General features: G+C 42.4%; 12 protein-coding genes and 1 pseudogene. 4 read left to right on the plus strand and 9 right to left on the minus strand.

Features of this window, described 5'->3' with window-relative positions; genetic code table 11:
* Positions 1-7 precede the first annotated feature (7 nt).
* From ACQ86K_RS14310 to ACQ86K_RS14345, 8 genes are all read right to left on the minus strand, one after another.
* Positions 8-862 carry a DUF4843 domain-containing protein gene (locus ACQ86K_RS14310; RefSeq protein WP_176844404.1) on the minus strand — a complete coding sequence of 285 codons (855 nt, stop codon included), beginning with the start codon at positions 860-862 and terminating at the stop codon, positions 8-10.
* A 19-nt stretch (positions 863-881) separates the two neighbouring features.
* Positions 882-2,375 carry a RagB/SusD family nutrient uptake outer membrane protein gene (locus ACQ86K_RS14315; RefSeq protein WP_091164398.1) on the minus strand — a complete coding sequence of 498 codons (1,494 nt, stop codon included), beginning with the start codon at positions 2,373-2,375 and terminating at the stop codon, positions 882-884.
* A gap of 9 nt (positions 2,376-2,384) precedes the next feature.
* Positions 2,385-5,330 carry a SusC/RagA family TonB-linked outer membrane protein gene (locus ACQ86K_RS14320; RefSeq protein WP_431200852.1) on the minus strand — a complete coding sequence of 982 codons (2,946 nt, stop codon included), beginning with the start codon at positions 5,328-5,330 and terminating at the stop codon, positions 2,385-2,387.
* Positions 5,330-5,746, minus strand: coding sequence for a hypothetical protein (locus ACQ86K_RS14325; protein ID WP_431200588.1), 417 nt, complete (start codon positions 5,744-5,746; stop codon positions 5,330-5,332). The genes ACQ86K_RS14320 and ACQ86K_RS14325 overlap by 1 nt, the downstream gene beginning before the upstream one ends.
* A 290-nt stretch (positions 5,747-6,036) precedes the next feature.
* Positions 6,037-6,945, minus strand: a complete 909-nt coding sequence (locus tag ACQ86K_RS14330) for a FecR family protein (protein ID WP_431200589.1) — start codon at positions 6,943-6,945, stop codon at positions 6,037-6,039.
* A 23-nt stretch (positions 6,946-6,968) separates the two neighbouring features.
* Positions 6,969-7,202: a hypothetical protein gene (locus ACQ86K_RS14335; protein WP_431200590.1), complete on the minus strand. Its 234-nt coding sequence runs from the start codon at positions 7,200-7,202 to the stop codon at positions 6,969-6,971.
* A 177-nt stretch (positions 7,203-7,379) separates the two neighbouring features.
* Positions 7,380-7,676 carry a sigma-70 family RNA polymerase sigma factor gene (locus tag ACQ86K_RS14340; protein WP_431200591.1) on the minus strand — a complete coding sequence of 99 codons (297 nt, stop codon included), beginning with the start codon at positions 7,674-7,676 and terminating at the stop codon, positions 7,380-7,382.
* Positions 7,582-7,959, minus strand: a complete 378-nt coding sequence (locus ACQ86K_RS14345) for an RNA polymerase sigma factor (protein ID WP_431200592.1) — start codon at positions 7,957-7,959, stop codon at positions 7,582-7,584. The genes ACQ86K_RS14340 and ACQ86K_RS14345 overlap by 95 nt, the downstream gene beginning before the upstream one ends.
* Before the next feature lie 353 nt (positions 7,960-8,312).
* On the opposite strand from ACQ86K_RS14345, the gene ACQ86K_RS14350 reads away from it, so the two are divergent.
* The gene (locus tag ACQ86K_RS14350; protein ID WP_091164385.1) at positions 8,313-8,672 is read left to right on the plus strand and encodes a DUF1304 domain-containing protein; all 360 of its coding nucleotides are present in this window, start codon (positions 8,313-8,315) and stop codon (positions 8,670-8,672) included.
* 224 nt (positions 8,673-8,896) lie between these two features.
* Here ACQ86K_RS14350 and glgP read toward each other — a convergent pair whose 3' ends face one another.
* Positions 8,897-10,561, minus strand: coding sequence for an alpha-glucan family phosphorylase (glgP, locus tag ACQ86K_RS14355; protein WP_091164382.1), 1,665 nt, complete (start codon positions 10,559-10,561; stop codon positions 8,897-8,899).
* A gap of 580 nt (positions 10,562-11,141) precedes the next feature.
* On the opposite strand from glgP, the gene ACQ86K_RS14360 reads away from it, so the two are divergent.
* The 3 genes and pseudogenes from ACQ86K_RS14360 to ACQ86K_RS14370 all read left to right on the plus strand — a co-directional run.
* The gene (locus tag ACQ86K_RS14360; protein ID WP_431200593.1) at positions 11,142-11,525 is read left to right on the plus strand and encodes a DUF302 domain-containing protein; all 384 of its coding nucleotides are present in this window, start codon (positions 11,142-11,144) and stop codon (positions 11,523-11,525) included.
* Positions 11,526-11,869: 344 nt separating this feature from the next.
* Entirely contained in the window at positions 11,870-12,253 is a 384-nt protein-coding gene (locus ACQ86K_RS14365; protein ID WP_091164379.1) for a hypothetical protein, read from the plus strand.
* A gap of 93 nt (positions 12,254-12,346) precedes the next feature.
* A pseudogene (locus ACQ86K_RS14370) lies at positions 12,347-15,387 on the plus strand (efflux RND transporter permease subunit); the annotation flags it as partial.
* Positions 15,388-15,393 lie beyond the last annotated feature (6 nt).

Below are 15,393 nucleotides of genomic sequence, written 5' to 3' on the forward strand. Positions count from 1 at the left end.
TAAGTGTTTAATTGATAATAACCTGCTGACCATTTTCATCAACAAAAAAGTACTTACCTGCCTGCGCATAATACTTGAGGTAAAACTTCTTACCGGGCGAAGAAGAACTATAAAAATCATAATCGTTGCTTCCATCGGCCCTTTTGGTAAGCACATAACCTTTTTCCGGGTATCTTGCTACCCATGCAAACGGATCATTAATAAAGGTCCTCACGTTATCTATATAATACAGTGTACGCGGAATCTGCAGATAAGCGTTCGGTTTTGACATATCAACCAGATCGGTAGTGCCCGAAGAGATCAGGAACAACTGGTGTTTTATCCTGCTATAAGGGCCCAGGTTACCCATCCAGTAAATCCACCATGCCGGCTGCTCCAAACGCGACGAATAGAGGATAGATCGTGTCCTTAATGCCACAGGCAATGACGAATTAAAATCCTGACCACCCGAAACAAGAATGGTAAGCATTACAGACTTATTTGCAAGTTCGGGGTCGCTGTTTTTAATGATCACCGGTACCTTTACAGTACCCGAATCAGCAGGCATAGCGTACGATGGCTTAAGCGCTTCATAATGCAAACCAGATTTGGCCGTGGTAGCCGTGTCAACTACGGTTATCGCAAACTTCCTTTCAGTTTTTGATCTTTGCCCCGAAATAATTATTGGCACCCAAATGGTATCCTGCGCCAGGGTAGGATTATAGGCGAAGGAATAGGTTAATATCGATGTATCCTGGCTGCCGTCTTTATTCTTATAATTCAGATAAATGTTATCCCTGGAGCCATACGTAAGTAATTGGTCTTTTTTGCAGCTAAAAAGAGCCGCTACGACCACTAAAACATAAAATATCTTTCTTTTCATTGTTATAAATGGTATGGGATCAATTATTGTAAGCCGCCTCGTCATCGGGGATCGGGAACACGTAAATGCTGTTTGATGCAGGATAGATCTGGCCGCTGGCCGCCACTATATCAAGATTTAACCGCTTATACATATAAAAGATCTGGCTCTCGCCGTAAAACTCTTTCCGGGCGTCTTTAACCAATTCATTGATAAAAGCTGTTTTGCCTAAAGTAGCGGGCAACAGATCAATAATGCCGCGGTGCGTACGGACGGTATTTAAGTACTCTATTGCCTTGGTCGGATTGCTATCATAAATAGCCTCAGCAGCAATGTAATATGCTTCTGTTAAACGAAAACCCGGGGCCATCAGCGGGTGCAGATTTTTTAACGGCGAACTGTTCACCAAATATTTAACCAGGTAGCTGCGGTTTGGGGTTACATCTGTGGCTGTAAAAAACCATTGCCTGTAGCGCCAGTCTTCGGCACCCACGGTATTCTTTTCATAAATGTTATCTAACTGCAGCGGTGTTGGCTGATATTGAGCAACGTTAGCCGCGCTGAACAGGGTAACCAGCGCATTATTTTCATTAGCCTGAGGCGCATACCAACCAAACACCAGTTCGTTGTAAAACACCCTGTCTTTTTGCTCAACATTGTTGTTAAAGGCATCGTCCTTTTGTGTCCAGGGAAATTTGTTGGCATTTATTACGTCGGTAGCGTTAGAGAGGGCATTTTGATAATCATTTTTATACAGGTAAACCCTTGCAAGTTCACCGCACACTGCATAATAATTAAGCCTGTGCCTACGGTTTTGCAAAAACAAGCTGCTAACCATTGTTTCCGTTTGCTTAGGGCCAACATAGCCGTCGGGATAGGTTTTATTAGGATATCCGACAATGTAAGCGGGTGAAAGAATTGGATCTGTACTACTCAGAAGTGCACGTGCATTACGCAGATCAACTATGGCGTTGTTAATTACCTCACCTACTGATGAAAACGGTGTACTTTTAATGCTTACTGTGGTTACATAAGGTATCCCTTTAGCATTTGGGTTAGATTTATACGAAGCCCCAAACATGCGTAAAAGATCAAAATGCAGGTACGCGCGCAGGGCAAGTGCCTCGCCTTTAATGATGGCATAGTTGTTACCCGAAAATACAGCCTTTTGCTTATCTATTACCTGCAGTATCTCATTGCAGTTGCCAATGGCATTGTATACCGACGACCAGATCTGGCTATTTTTATCCTTTAAAATGTTTTGGCTATACTGAAAAGAAGCGATCTTCTGAAAATCGGTATTGGAGAACGTATAGTTCTGCGCCATGATATCCAGGTTGCTGAACGTAAGGTTTCCTGCATACAGGTCTGCCTTTGTGCACCTGGAATAAACACCATTTAAAGTCTCTTCAAAACCATCTTCGGTATTAAACAACTGCTCTTTATCTACATCAGATTCCGGCTGTACATCCAAAAACTTTTTACATGATGTAAACATCAGCAAGGGGATTATAAAAATTAAATATCTTTTCATGGTTATGTGTTAAAATGAACCCAATAATGAAAATGTTAAGCTGCGGGCGAAGGGATAATAGATACCCCGTTCTGCCTGAATAGTTGAAGCCCTGAAAATATCGTTCGCTGTGGCTGCCAGCCTCAGATTTTGAAGTCCTAAACGGCGAATGGCATTTGGCTTAAAATCATATGACAGGTAAAGCGACTGCAGTTCGATCAGGTTATCTTTTTGTATAAACCGTGATGATACATAGGTATCGGTGAGGTCGGTAATGTTTTTGAAAAACGTGTGGTCGCCAGGTTGTTTCCACCTTTGCTCCAGTACGCGGCTATCTACGTTAAAGCGAGGGTCGGCATTTTCAACCCTGTCAATAAGGGTTTGGTTAAAGGCCTGCCCGCCAAAACGGTAATGGAAGCTAAAGCTTAGCATAAACCTTTTGTATGATACCGTGCTGCCAAAAAATCCTTCGGCTTTTGGCGTAGTATTACCTACATCCTGCACATCCTTAACATCCCATATATAAGTTAGGGTTCCATCTTTTTTCACCAGGATCTCTTTGCCGTTTTCAGGATCAATACCCAATGACTTAACTGCATAAATGGTATTCAATGATTTGCCTTCAACATACCGGGTTAGCGGCGTTGAAAAAGCGTTGTTGTCCTTGTTGGTTTGGAAGTTATCTATATTGCTGTTAAATGCCTTCAAGGCATCAGATATCCTTACTATTTTGTTAACGTTGTGAGCAAGGTTACCCGTCAGGTTTATATTCCAGTCCGATGCGTGAAAAACCTGTGCTACAAGGTAAAGCTCATAACCTTTGTTTGACATATCGCCAAGGTTATCTTTATAAGTGCTGAAGCCCGTTGATGGCGCAAGGTTGATATCGGTGATCAACCCTTTGGTAAGTTTGTAGTAGTATCTTGGCGAGATAACGATCCTGTCTTTAAACAAACCGATGTCCATACCTACATCGGTTGTGCGGGTTTTTTGCCACTCCAGGTTGCTGTTACCATAGCCTAATATAGTAGCGCCAATACCTGTTGAATACCAGTGTTGTGTATCATACAGGTAGATTGAACGCGATTGGTATGCCGGGAAGCTGATAGAACCAAGGGTAGCAATACTTCCTTTAAGGCGCAACTGGCTTATTACATTTGAACCCCGAAAGAAGCTTTCCTTATGAATGTTCCAGCCGATACCTAACGAGCCGAAAGGAGCATAACGCCTGTCGGCGCCAAAAGTCGATGAACCATCAACCCTTACGGATGCATCTAAGAGATATTTGTTTTGAAACGCGTAGTTACCCGAAAAGAAAGCGCCGGCCGTTCTTGACCTGGTTACATCGCCATAAGGGCCTGAGTTTTCTTTATAAATGCGGGCAAAACCTATATTGGTGAACCTGTCGTTTGAAAAACCCTGGGCCGAAAATGTTTTAACATCAGCCTTTGACGCTAAAATATTGGCACCTAACACAAGGTTGAAATAATGATCGCCCAGTTGCTTGTTATAGCCGATGGTTACGTTACCGTCGAGGTTAAGGCTGGCATTGGTACCATAATCGTAGGTTCCTTTGTTATTCGCCTGATCGGCGGCAAAATTGTAAAAAACACTGCTTAACGGTGACACGTATTTATCAGATGTTGTGCCGGTTTTATTTACGCTCATTAATGCCCTCAAACGCAAACTTTTTGATAATTTATAATCGACTGAAAACGACTCCAGGATCTCCGTATATGCCAATTTATCAAAGCTGCTCAGGCTGGCTTCATACAAGGGATTAAATACATTTTCGGTAATGTATTGATCTTTTCCCTCGCGAAAAGTATTTACACGCCAGTTGGCAAGCTCCTGCACCAATCTGCCTGTGCTGTCCCTTATCGGGAAATATGGGTTGGCGTTTACATATGTCGAAAAATCACCATATGGAGAATTGGCCTGATTAACCTGCGTAATGGTCAAATCATTCCTGATGATAAGTTTTGAGCTTGGATTATAGGTAAAATTTACACCGCCGCTGTACCGGGTATTATCCGAGCCTTTCATAACCCCAGGCTGTGTCTGGTAACGCAAATCGATACCATACCTGAATGACTGATCGCCGCCCTGCGCGTATACCGAATGTTTTTGCTGATAGGCATTTCGTAAAGGCTGCGACAACCAATAAGTATTAACACCGCTAGCTACATTTTTTAGCCGCGTGAACAACTGGGCATCAAGCTCGTCCTGTTTGGTATCACCACTGGTAGATGTCTTTGTATCATATAAACCAACAAGCTGCTCGTAAGCTACCTTTTGTTTTGCGTTAAGCACGTGATAGTCGGACAGATCGGGGCCATTGAAAGTAAGCTCATAATTGTATGATAACTGCAGCTTTCCTGCAACAGGCGCTTTGGTAGTGATCACCATTACACCGTTGGCTGCCCTTGAACCATAAACCGCGGTAGCTGCACCATCTTTCAATAAGGTAACCGATTCGATCCGGTTAATATCCAGGTCAACTACTTTTTGAAGCGATACTTCAAAGCCATCAAGGATAAAGGCCGGCAGGTTATAATTGCTTGAAAGATTGTTACGGTCAAGTATTTTATCATTGATGGAAGGGATAGCTGTGGCGCCCCTTACGTTGATCTTTGGCAGCTTGTTTGGATCCGAACCGATAAAGTTATTATCAAGTACTTTAAACGACGGATCAAACGAGGCTATGCTTTTGATCACGTTTTGCGGATTATTACGCTTCAGATCGGCACCACTTACTGTGATAGCATTACCGGTATAATTATCTTTTTTGATAACCTGGTAACCGGTTACCACAATGTCTTTAATGTTATTAATATCAGGCAAAAGCCTCACTACAATCGATTGGCCTGCTACCACCTTAACTTCCGCCGATTTGTAGCCCATAAATGAGAATATTAATGTTTGCCCTGCATCTGCCTGTACATTAAACTCCCCCTTATCATTGGTTTGGCCTATTACTCCCCTACCCCCTTAACGGCAATATTTACGCCCGGTAAGGTGGTTTTACTTACCGAATCCAACACACGGCCACTCACCGAAACCTTGTTGATAGTAACCGGTTCCGTCCTCGGTTCAGGTATTTTATTTTGGATTACGATGGTTTTAGATACAATAGTAAAACTCAGATCGAAGTTTTTAAGACAGGCGCTGAGCACGTCAACAAGCTGCGTGTCATGAAAATCGGCATCCACTGTTTTGCCTTTTATATTCACTTTTTCGCTGTAAAAAAACAAATAACCTGTTTGTTGTTTTATATCCTTAAAAACCGATTCAAGGCTCTTATTTTTACCGGATATGGTTACCGTTTGAGAATAACTTGCTGCGGATAAGTGCAACACGCCAACAAGCAACAGTATAGTGGTGAGTTTCAATACTAATAAGAATTTGCACTTTACCCCCGTATTGCGCATACGGCGTTGTAAAGAAAAGTTAATTTCATATTTTTGAATAAGATTGGGTTAATAAAATGCAGCCCAGGGCTTCGACATCTTGTGCTGCCTGACCTATTTTAAACCGGAAGCGGTGAGAGGCTTCCGGTTAATTTTTGGTCTGTTGATATGAGATTGATCTGAGATTTATCGTAGTTGTTTATCCATTAAGTTTTGTTTTAGTGATTAGCATTTAGTTTGTTTAGTTGTAAGTATAAAGTTTAAGTTAAATATCATTTACTGTAGGATACCTTCACTGTTTTGCCCTCAACCGCAAATTTCATGTTATTAAGCTCCAGTATCCTGAAAACATCGGCGAGGTTGCTGCTCCTTGAAATTTCACCGAAAAATTTCTCTGTTGGCATATCGCCATCATAAACCACATCAATATCATACCAGCGGCTTACCTGGCGCATAACCTCGCGGATATCCTCATCTGCAAATGAGAATATGCCGTTTTTCCAGGCTACTTCTTTGTCAAGGTTCACTTGTTGTTTACTTATCGTACCGTTACCAGTACGGCTTATTACAGCCTGCTCACCGGGAACAATAAGTATTGAGTTTGTTGCCGATGTTACCTTTACCGAACCCTCCAACAGGGTGGTTTTAACCAAAGCTTCATCGCCGTAAGCATTGATATTAAAATGCGTGCCGAGCACCTCAATAGTTTGCAATGCCGATTTTACCCTGAATGGCATTGCTTTATTTTTTGTTACTTCAAAGTAGCCTTCGCCATTGAGCGTTACCTCACGTTCCGCTCCCTTAAACACGGTTGGATAAGTTATTGACGATGCCGCGTTAAGCCACACGTTAGTGCCGTCGGGCAGGATGACCTTGTACTGCCCGCCGTTAGGGGTGGTAACCATATTTTGAACGGCTTGATTCTGTCCGGTCGCTTCGGCCTGGTAAACGATCTGCCCATCGGCCGTTTTGGTGATTTTAACCCCGGCTTGTTTAGCTATTTGTCCGTTGGCAGCATCATCAAGCGATATGGTTGTGCCGTTGGCCAAAGTAAGCGTAGCCTTGTTGGTACCAGGTACTATGCCTTTGTATGAGTTTGCGGCCAAATTATCGGCCTTATACCGGTTACGAATAAAAAAGTAAGCACCAACCGAAATAAACAACAGAATTGAGGCGGCCACGGCATATCTGGTCCAACCCGATCTTAAAGGCATGGTAACCGGCTTTTTTCGTATTGCGCTATCCTCTCATCAACCTTTGCTTTAATAGCATCTTTAAGATACAGGTAGTCGGCCTCATTTTCATCAGTAATGAGGTCATCGTTCAAATCAAACAGGTTATAGTACGATTCCAGGAATTTAATTTCTTCTTGGGTAGCCTCGCCACGTTTGTATTTTGCTAGTATTTGTATAAAATATTGCTTGTTCGCCTCGTCCATTTACATCCTTTATATATACATGAGTCGGCAAAATGAAAATAGCCCATGTTAATTGAAAATATTTTTAATGTTTTATTTAAAAATAATGCGCATTTAAAATCAAAATGATAAAATATCATCAACCAATCATCATAATTGATAAAAATAGCGCATCTTCATTAAAGAAAAAACGTTTTATCAACCTTGTTGATAAAAATAAAGCAATACATGGAGTAAGAAAAGTGATTTACGAAGTGTTGCAAGGGCCTTCCCCATTTGATTACGAACGGTTTTGGGGGATATTTCCAGTTGATCGGCGATTTGCTGGCTTGAGAGGCCTTCATTAAAGCGCAAGTTGAATATAATACGCTGCTGGGGCGGTAAAGTATCTATAAGCTCATTAAAAGCTTTCAAAAATCTCGTCATGAAGCACATTAGCATCGGCGCGACCAAGATGGCTTTCAATTTCATGGACTGTATCAGGCAAGGCTGCATAGCGCGATTCCTTTTCCATATATTTAAAAACGCCGTTGCGAGCGGCAACCAATAAATAAGCCGGAAGGTTCTCAATCGGCGACGTTGACGTGCGCACCCATAACTGCACAAATACGTCTTGAGCAATATCCTGAGCGCGTTCTATATCGTTAACCCGTTTGTATGCTGCATTATAAACCTGCTTCCAATATTTGGTATATAATACATCAAAGGCAGGTTTGCTGCCTTCGCTAATAAGTTTCAGAAGTTTGGCATCGTCGTCTGACAAGTCAAGAGGGGCCATGCGTTATTTTAATTTCCTATATTGATCAGGTTAATTACACAAACATCATGGTGTTTTAATGCTCATTGTATATGTGTCAAATCCAAATATAGAAATTATCTGGCAAAATAAAATCTTATAAACGGGTTTAACCCCGATGGCAGAGAATTATCAGCTTAGCATGGCAAGAATGCTCCGATTAACCTTTATCTGATGGCCGCTTTCTTAATTATTGTAATTTGCACGGTTATTCATTTGTACTTGAATGCCCCCTACAGAATAAGTGTAAGGTTTAAGGCTTAATGGCGTAACAGAATCCCGGTACAATATATCCTATAACATTTACTACATTTATACTTAAGACATCAAAATCTATGGATCTTATTATCAAAGTACTCATCGGCCTGGTAGCCTTTATCCATTGTTATATATTATGGTTGGAAATGTTTGCCTGGACAACCCGCGGCCCCAAGGCATTCAACAAATCATTGCAGGAACTGGAAAACAGCAAAGTTTTAGCGGCTAACCAAGGTTTATACAACGGATTTTTAGCAGCGGGTCTGATCTGGACATTCTTTATCAGCGACGCACAATGGCATAACTATGTGGCCCTGTTTTTCCTGAGTTGTGTTGCCGTAGCTGGTATTTACGGGGCACTTACAGTAACCAAAAAGATCTTCTATATACAGGCCGTACCTGCAATACTGGTCATTGTATTAATCATGATGAGGTGAGCGCATTTATCAACCTTACGCAATCTTTTATCCGGGTCGCAATGGAAAAAACTATGAAGGGATTGGTCTCGCTATAGCCGGTTACAACAAACAATTCACGGTTTCGATTACTGCCTGGATAAATACCAACAACGTGTCGACCTTACGACCAAACGTGGCATCAACCCCCAGGGCTTGTGATCCTATTGCTCAAAAGGTTGTGGGAAGCAGCGAATGGGCCCACATTAACAAATATTAGTACCGTTAGTATAAAGCTGTTTATAATACTCTTTTGCCATCCGGTTACTGTCAAAGTGAGGGAATATATCCTGCATGCTGTGCCTAATTATTTCAATCCATTTATCCGGATGATCGTAATACAGGGGAATGACTGTTCTTTGCAGCAAATTGTACAAGTTATGCGCATCGGTTTCATCCTGTTGAAATTTATGTTCACTAATTTCAGTATTGGGTATAACAAAACCGTTCACGCCATCCACAACAAATTCCGGAAACCAGCCATCAGGAATCGAAACATTAATACATCCGTTCATTGCAGCCGACATCCCGCTCGTACCTGAAGCTTCGTGGGTCAGCCGCGGCGTGTTGAGCCAGACATCTGCCCCTTGTTTAAGCAGTCGTGATAAACGCAATTCATACCCTACTAAAATCGCGCAGTTAGGGTAATACTTACATAAGTTTACGATCTTATCAAAACTGGCTATCGCATCATAATCCATTGGATAAGGCTTTCCTGCCCATATCATTTGGATCGGCATTTTATTGTTAGTTAGCAGTTGGTGAAAAAAGTCCATATCATGCAATAGCAATTCCGGCCTTTTGTACCCGGCAAACCTCTTCGCAAAAACAATGGTGAGCACTTCAGGATCGAGTAGAACGCCGCATTGGTCCGCTACCTCGTCAAAAAGTGCACGCTTACCTGCCTTTTTCTTTTCCACCAGCTTTTGAATCTGATTAGTTTCCAATGCCGCATACATTTCCTTGTCTGCCCAATAAGAATAGCTCTGGGCATTGGTTATAGAAGTAAGTTCACAAATGCCGTTATTTCCATTCCATATTCCCTGTAGTGTGTTTAAATGCATTTTTGACACAGCATTGGCTTTGCCGGAGAACCTAAACGCAGTTAAGGTATGATCCATAACGTCGCCCTGACAACCCGCTATTTCCTTTACCTCATCTATTGGAATATCCCCCCAAAAACCCATTTTATTAAGCAGAAACAAATCAGACCGTTGGTTGCCGCCAGGTTCGGGTGTATGGTTAGTGAAAACCAGTCTTCTTTTTACTTCCTCAACGGATTGATATTTTTTATATAAATAAAATGCGATGGGTAAGGCATGTGATTCGTTCAGGTGATAAATATCCGGTTGGAAATTGATTGCTTCTAATAAGCGTGCCCCACCTTCGCCCAGCAATATCGCAGCAGCAGTCCCCGTTTCAGGATTACTGTCATAAAGCTTATGTGAAATGGTTTTAGCCAGATAGTCATTCTCCGGCAGATCTGTTGTCAGGAAAAACATAGGAGCCGTTTTAAAAATTTCAGGCTTCAGGTAAAATGCTGTAACCCAAACATCATGGCCGGATACCTTGATAGTAAATTTAATGCCGGTATCAATGAGGAAGTGATATATTTTTTCCTGGAAGAGTACCTCCATGGTTTCATCGCCCTTTCTTCCCTGGTTATAATACCCATATTTCCACAAGATTCCGATACCTATAACGTTCTGCCTGAGTTCATAGGCGCTCCTCATTAAAGAGCCTGCAAGATAGCCGAGACCACCTGAGTAGGTTTTAAGGGGCTGATGGACGGCATATTCCATGCAAAGATAAGCGACCGGCGTTTTGTATTCCGGGTTTATTGGGTAAGGATGCTGAAAGGAGAAGTTCATATGATTTAAAAAAAGATCCGTAGCTATTTTAAAACTGACGAGTATATTAGTATTGTAGACTATTTTAATTTCTGTTTTTCACAAGTTCTGATGAATGTTTTTCAAATGTTGGTGTTTCTCTGCTAACCGGGAATGACACGGATCAGGGTATTATATGACAGTACGCACAAAATACTCAAATTCAAACGATGGATTAACAGCCAAATTTGAAACCTGCCCGCAATTGACTTTAATAACTGACCTCACTCCTACATCCTTTAAAACATACAGCCGCTGTTAATATTTCCGTTTACAACAATTCTTTCACAATGATACCCTTCCATGTCAGCACTTTTCGTCATTCCCCCATTTCCCAGTCTTGGGTTTTGGTTTCTTTAGGGTTTAAAATTCGTCAGCAAAGGCAGGAACATCAGGCATAAAAAAATGAAATCAGCTTTATTCAAACTCGATTCACCTCCGCAGCCAATGATTTGCCACCGATGATTTACATCAATCTCATAAATGAGCTAAGTCATTTATTTTGAGTCATTAAACCAGGAAATTTAAAAGCGTAAAAAGTGTAGTAATAAATCCACAAAAAATGAAATACTATTTCAACAAAAAAATAACCGGAAGTTTCGAAGAAGCAATTCAACGGGTTACGAGCGCCTTAAACAAAGAAGGGTTTGGCCTATTAACGGAGATTGACATAACGGCGACATTAAAGAAAAAGCTGGGTGTAGGTTTTTACAACTATAAAATATTGGGTGCATGTAACCCGTCATTTGCTTACAATGCCTTATTAGCCGAAGATAAGATCGGTACCATGCTGCCCTGTAATAATTGTACAGGAAAAAAACCTGGCAAAGTGGAAGTATCCGCCATAAACCCGGCAGCATCCATGAAGCTCATACTAAACAAAGATTTACATAGGATCGCAACTGAAGTAAAAGACAAACTAAAAAAGGTTATCAAGGAACTATGAATTATGCACCTTCAACACAGGGATATATCATTAATACACGTCATCATTAGGCATGCTTCGCAGGCAATCCCAATGACCGCTAAATGAGATATAATTCCCACGAGTGACAAAGAAATCGCCCGGTATGACAGTTATTTTTTTAGCGGGCTTCAGTATATGAAGAAATACAGCCTGGTATCGTATTGGAACCGAAGGCTGAATATGAAAAAAGGACCAAATGCGGCTGCGATGACCTCCGGACCTCATTTTGAGCCGATCGCGCATATTAATAAATGAATAAAACTTAATAATCATATGATCTGCGTCAAAAACGATTGTTTATTAATTGTTACTTTTGTATAGTTTTGAAAAAGTTCACGGCCATATTGCTTTTAACAACCTTCCTGTTCTCAACAACTGAACTCCACCAGTTGCTGAAATTGCCTGTGGTTTTTGAACACTTTGCCGAACACCGGAAGGAAAACAAGAGCATTTCATTCCTGCAATTTCTGGACATGCATTACATGCATGGCAACCCGAAGGATAAAGACTATAGGGAAGACATGAAGCTGCCTTTCAAAACAGCAGATAATTGCACAGCGACGATATCACCGGTGCTGGTTCCTCAATTATTCCAGCCACTCGTCCCTCCCCTGGCATTCTCAACGAAAACGAAATTACATGCCTTCGATCAGTGGTTTAACCACTCAACTTATTTATCCAGCATCTGGCAGCCGCCAAAATCCTAATTAGCGGTCGTTTTTATGTTGTTTGCAGCGCTTAGCCTGGCTATTCCTGCTATGCGCTGCTTTTTGAATTACTAATTTTCAAGATCTTATTTTATGTTAAATCATATTATCGCTTTTTCCGTAAGGAATAAGCTGATCATAGGGCTTTTTATTATCGCTCTTATTAGTTATGGCAGCTACCAGTTTACAAGGCTGCCTATTGACGCCGTACCCGATATTACCAACAACCAGGTACAGGTTATCACCATCGCCCCATCATTCGGAGCTACAGATATCGAACGTTTGGTTACCTATCCAATAGAGCAGGCGAACAGCAATATTTCGGGCTTAAAAGAGATCCGAAGCTTTTCCAGGTTTGGCCTGTCGCTGGTTACCATTGTTTTTGACGACGCTACAGATGTTTACTGGGCGAGGCAGCAGGTTGCCGAACGTTTGCAAAAAGTGCAAAGCCAGATACCTGCCGGTATTGGCACACCCGAGCTTGGCCCGGTAAGCACCGGGCTGGGCGAAATTTACCAATACGTAGTGCGCCCTAAAAAGGGCTATGCCGATAGGTATAACGAAACCGAACTCCGTACTATACAGGACTGGATAGTTCGCCGCCAGTTACTCGGTGTCAAAGGCGTAGCCGAAGTGAGCAGTTTTGGCGGGAAGCTTAAACAGTATTCTATTGAAGTTGATCCTAATAAACTACTTTCCCATAATATTACCATAACCGATGTTTTTAAGGCCCTGGAAAGTAACAACCAGAATACCGGCGGCGCCTATATTGAAAAAGGCCCAACGGTGGTGTATATCCGTAGCCAGGGACTGATTGGCAATATGGAAGATATCAATAATACGGTAATTAAAAATACTGCCGATGGCTCGCCGCTTTTTATTAAAGACGTGGCCGATGTTAAAATAGGCTATGCTACCCGTTATGGTGCGATGTGCTATAACGACGAAGGCGAAGTTGCGGGAGCGGTTGTCATGATGCTGAAAGGAGCCAACAGCAGCGAGGTGATTAAAAACGTAAAGGAACGTATAGCACAAATCCAGAAAACTATGCCAGAAGGCGTTGAGATTGAACCTTTCCTGGACCGTACCAAAATGGTGAACAACGCCATCGGTACTGTGGAGCGCAACCTGCTTGAGGGGGCACTCATTGTGGTATTTGTACTGGTATTATTCCTTGGCAATTTCAGGGCAGGTTTACTCGTTGCCTCTGTGATCCCGTTGTCGATGCTGTTTGCCATTATTATGATGAACCTTTTTGGTGTAAGCGGTAACCTAATGAGCCTTGGTGCGCTTGATTTCGGTTTGATCGTAGATGGGGCCGTAATTATTGTAGAAGCCGTAATGCATACCCTTAGCCATAGCAAACATTTTACATTAACTGACAAGATTGGGCAGAAAGAAATGGATCAGGAGGTGAACAGTTCTGCCAGCAAAATGATGAATAGCGCTGTTTTTGGCCAGATAATTATATTGGTAGTATATCTTCCGATCTTCACCTTGCAGGGAATCGAGGGTAAAATGTTTAAACCTATGGCGCAAACCGTAGCGTTTGCGCTGTTGGGCGCTTTTATTTTATCACTCACTTACATCCCTATGATGAGCGCCGTCTTCCTGAGTAAGAAGATCAAGCACAAGCCCAATTTTTCGGATAGGTTAATGGCGAAGGTTGAAAGAATATATCAAAAAACATTAAGCGGGGTAATTGCATTTCCCAAAGCTGCATTATTAACTATTATCGGTCTGTTTATATTTTCAGCCTATATTTTAACCACACTGGGCGGTGAGTTTATACCTGCACTGGAAGAAGGTGATTTTGCGGTTGATACGCGGGTGCTAACCGGCAGTAGCCTGAATACTACTATTACCAATACCCAAAAGGCCGCCCACATCTTAAAAAGCCAATTCCCCGAAGTTGAAAAGGTGGTGACCAAAATAGGCAGCGGCGAAGTGCCGACCGATCCTATGCCCATGGATGCAAGCGATATGATGGTGATACTAAAACCCAAGAACGAGTGGACATCGGCTAAAACCTTTAATGAATTGTCTGAAAAAATGGGTAAGGCCTTACAAGCGGTTCCGGGTGTTACCGCAGGCTTTCAGTACCCGGTTCAGATGCGTTTTAACGAACTGATGACCGGTGCACGTCAGGACGTGGTTTGTAAAATATTCGGCGAAGACCTGGATACCCTCGCTGCTTATGCGAATAAGCTGGGTAAAATAATCAATACCGTTGACGGCGCTAAAAACCTGTTTGTGGAAGCAGTTGCCGGCATGCCGCAGATTATCATTAATTATAACCGCAATGCCATAGCACAATACAACCTCAATATCGCCGATATTAACAAGGTGGTTAACACCGCACTCGCCGGACAAAGCACCGGAACCCTGTTTGAAGGTGAAAAGCGCTTTGAAGTAGTGGTCAGAATAAGCAGCGAGCAAAAAAAGACTTGAAGGATATTCAAAATTTACTCATCCCGACACCGCGGGGTACACAGATCCCTTTATATCAGCTGGCCGATGTACAAATCAAGGACGGCCCCAACCAAATACAGCGCGAGGATGCCAAACGCCGTATCGTAGTTGGCTTTAATGTGCGCGGCCGGGACGTACAAACAATCGTAAACGAGCTGCAGGCCAAGGTAGATAAACAACTTAAATTCCCGGCGGGGTATTATGTAACCTATGGTGGTGCCTTTGAAAACCTGAATGCTGCCAAACAGCGCCTGATGATAGCCGTGCCGGTTTCGTTACTGCTTATTTTCTTACTACTCTATTTTGCTTTCAACTCCATTAAGCACGGATTATTGATTTACTCCGCAATTCCATTGTCAGCTATCGGGGGCATCCTGTTCCTTGCTTTGCGCGGTATGCCTTTCAGCATCAGCGCAGGTGTTGGCTTTATCGCTCTGTTTGGCGTGGCCGTGCTCAACGGTATTGTATTGATATCGGAATTTAACCGGTTAAAAAAAGAAGGTATGACCAATTTGAAACGTATTGTGTTATCAGGCACCAAGGTAAGGCTAAGGCCGGTACTGATGACAGCATTTGTGGCTTCCCTGGGTTTCTTTCCCATGGCTATCAGTAACGGTGCCGGTGCCGAAGTACAAAGGCCGTTAGCTACGGTAGTAATAGGTGGCTTG

It is taken from the genome of Mucilaginibacter sp. P19, from assembly GCF_050632265.1.
GTDB lineage: Bacteria > Bacteroidota > Bacteroidia > Sphingobacteriales > Sphingobacteriaceae > Mucilaginibacter > Mucilaginibacter gossypii.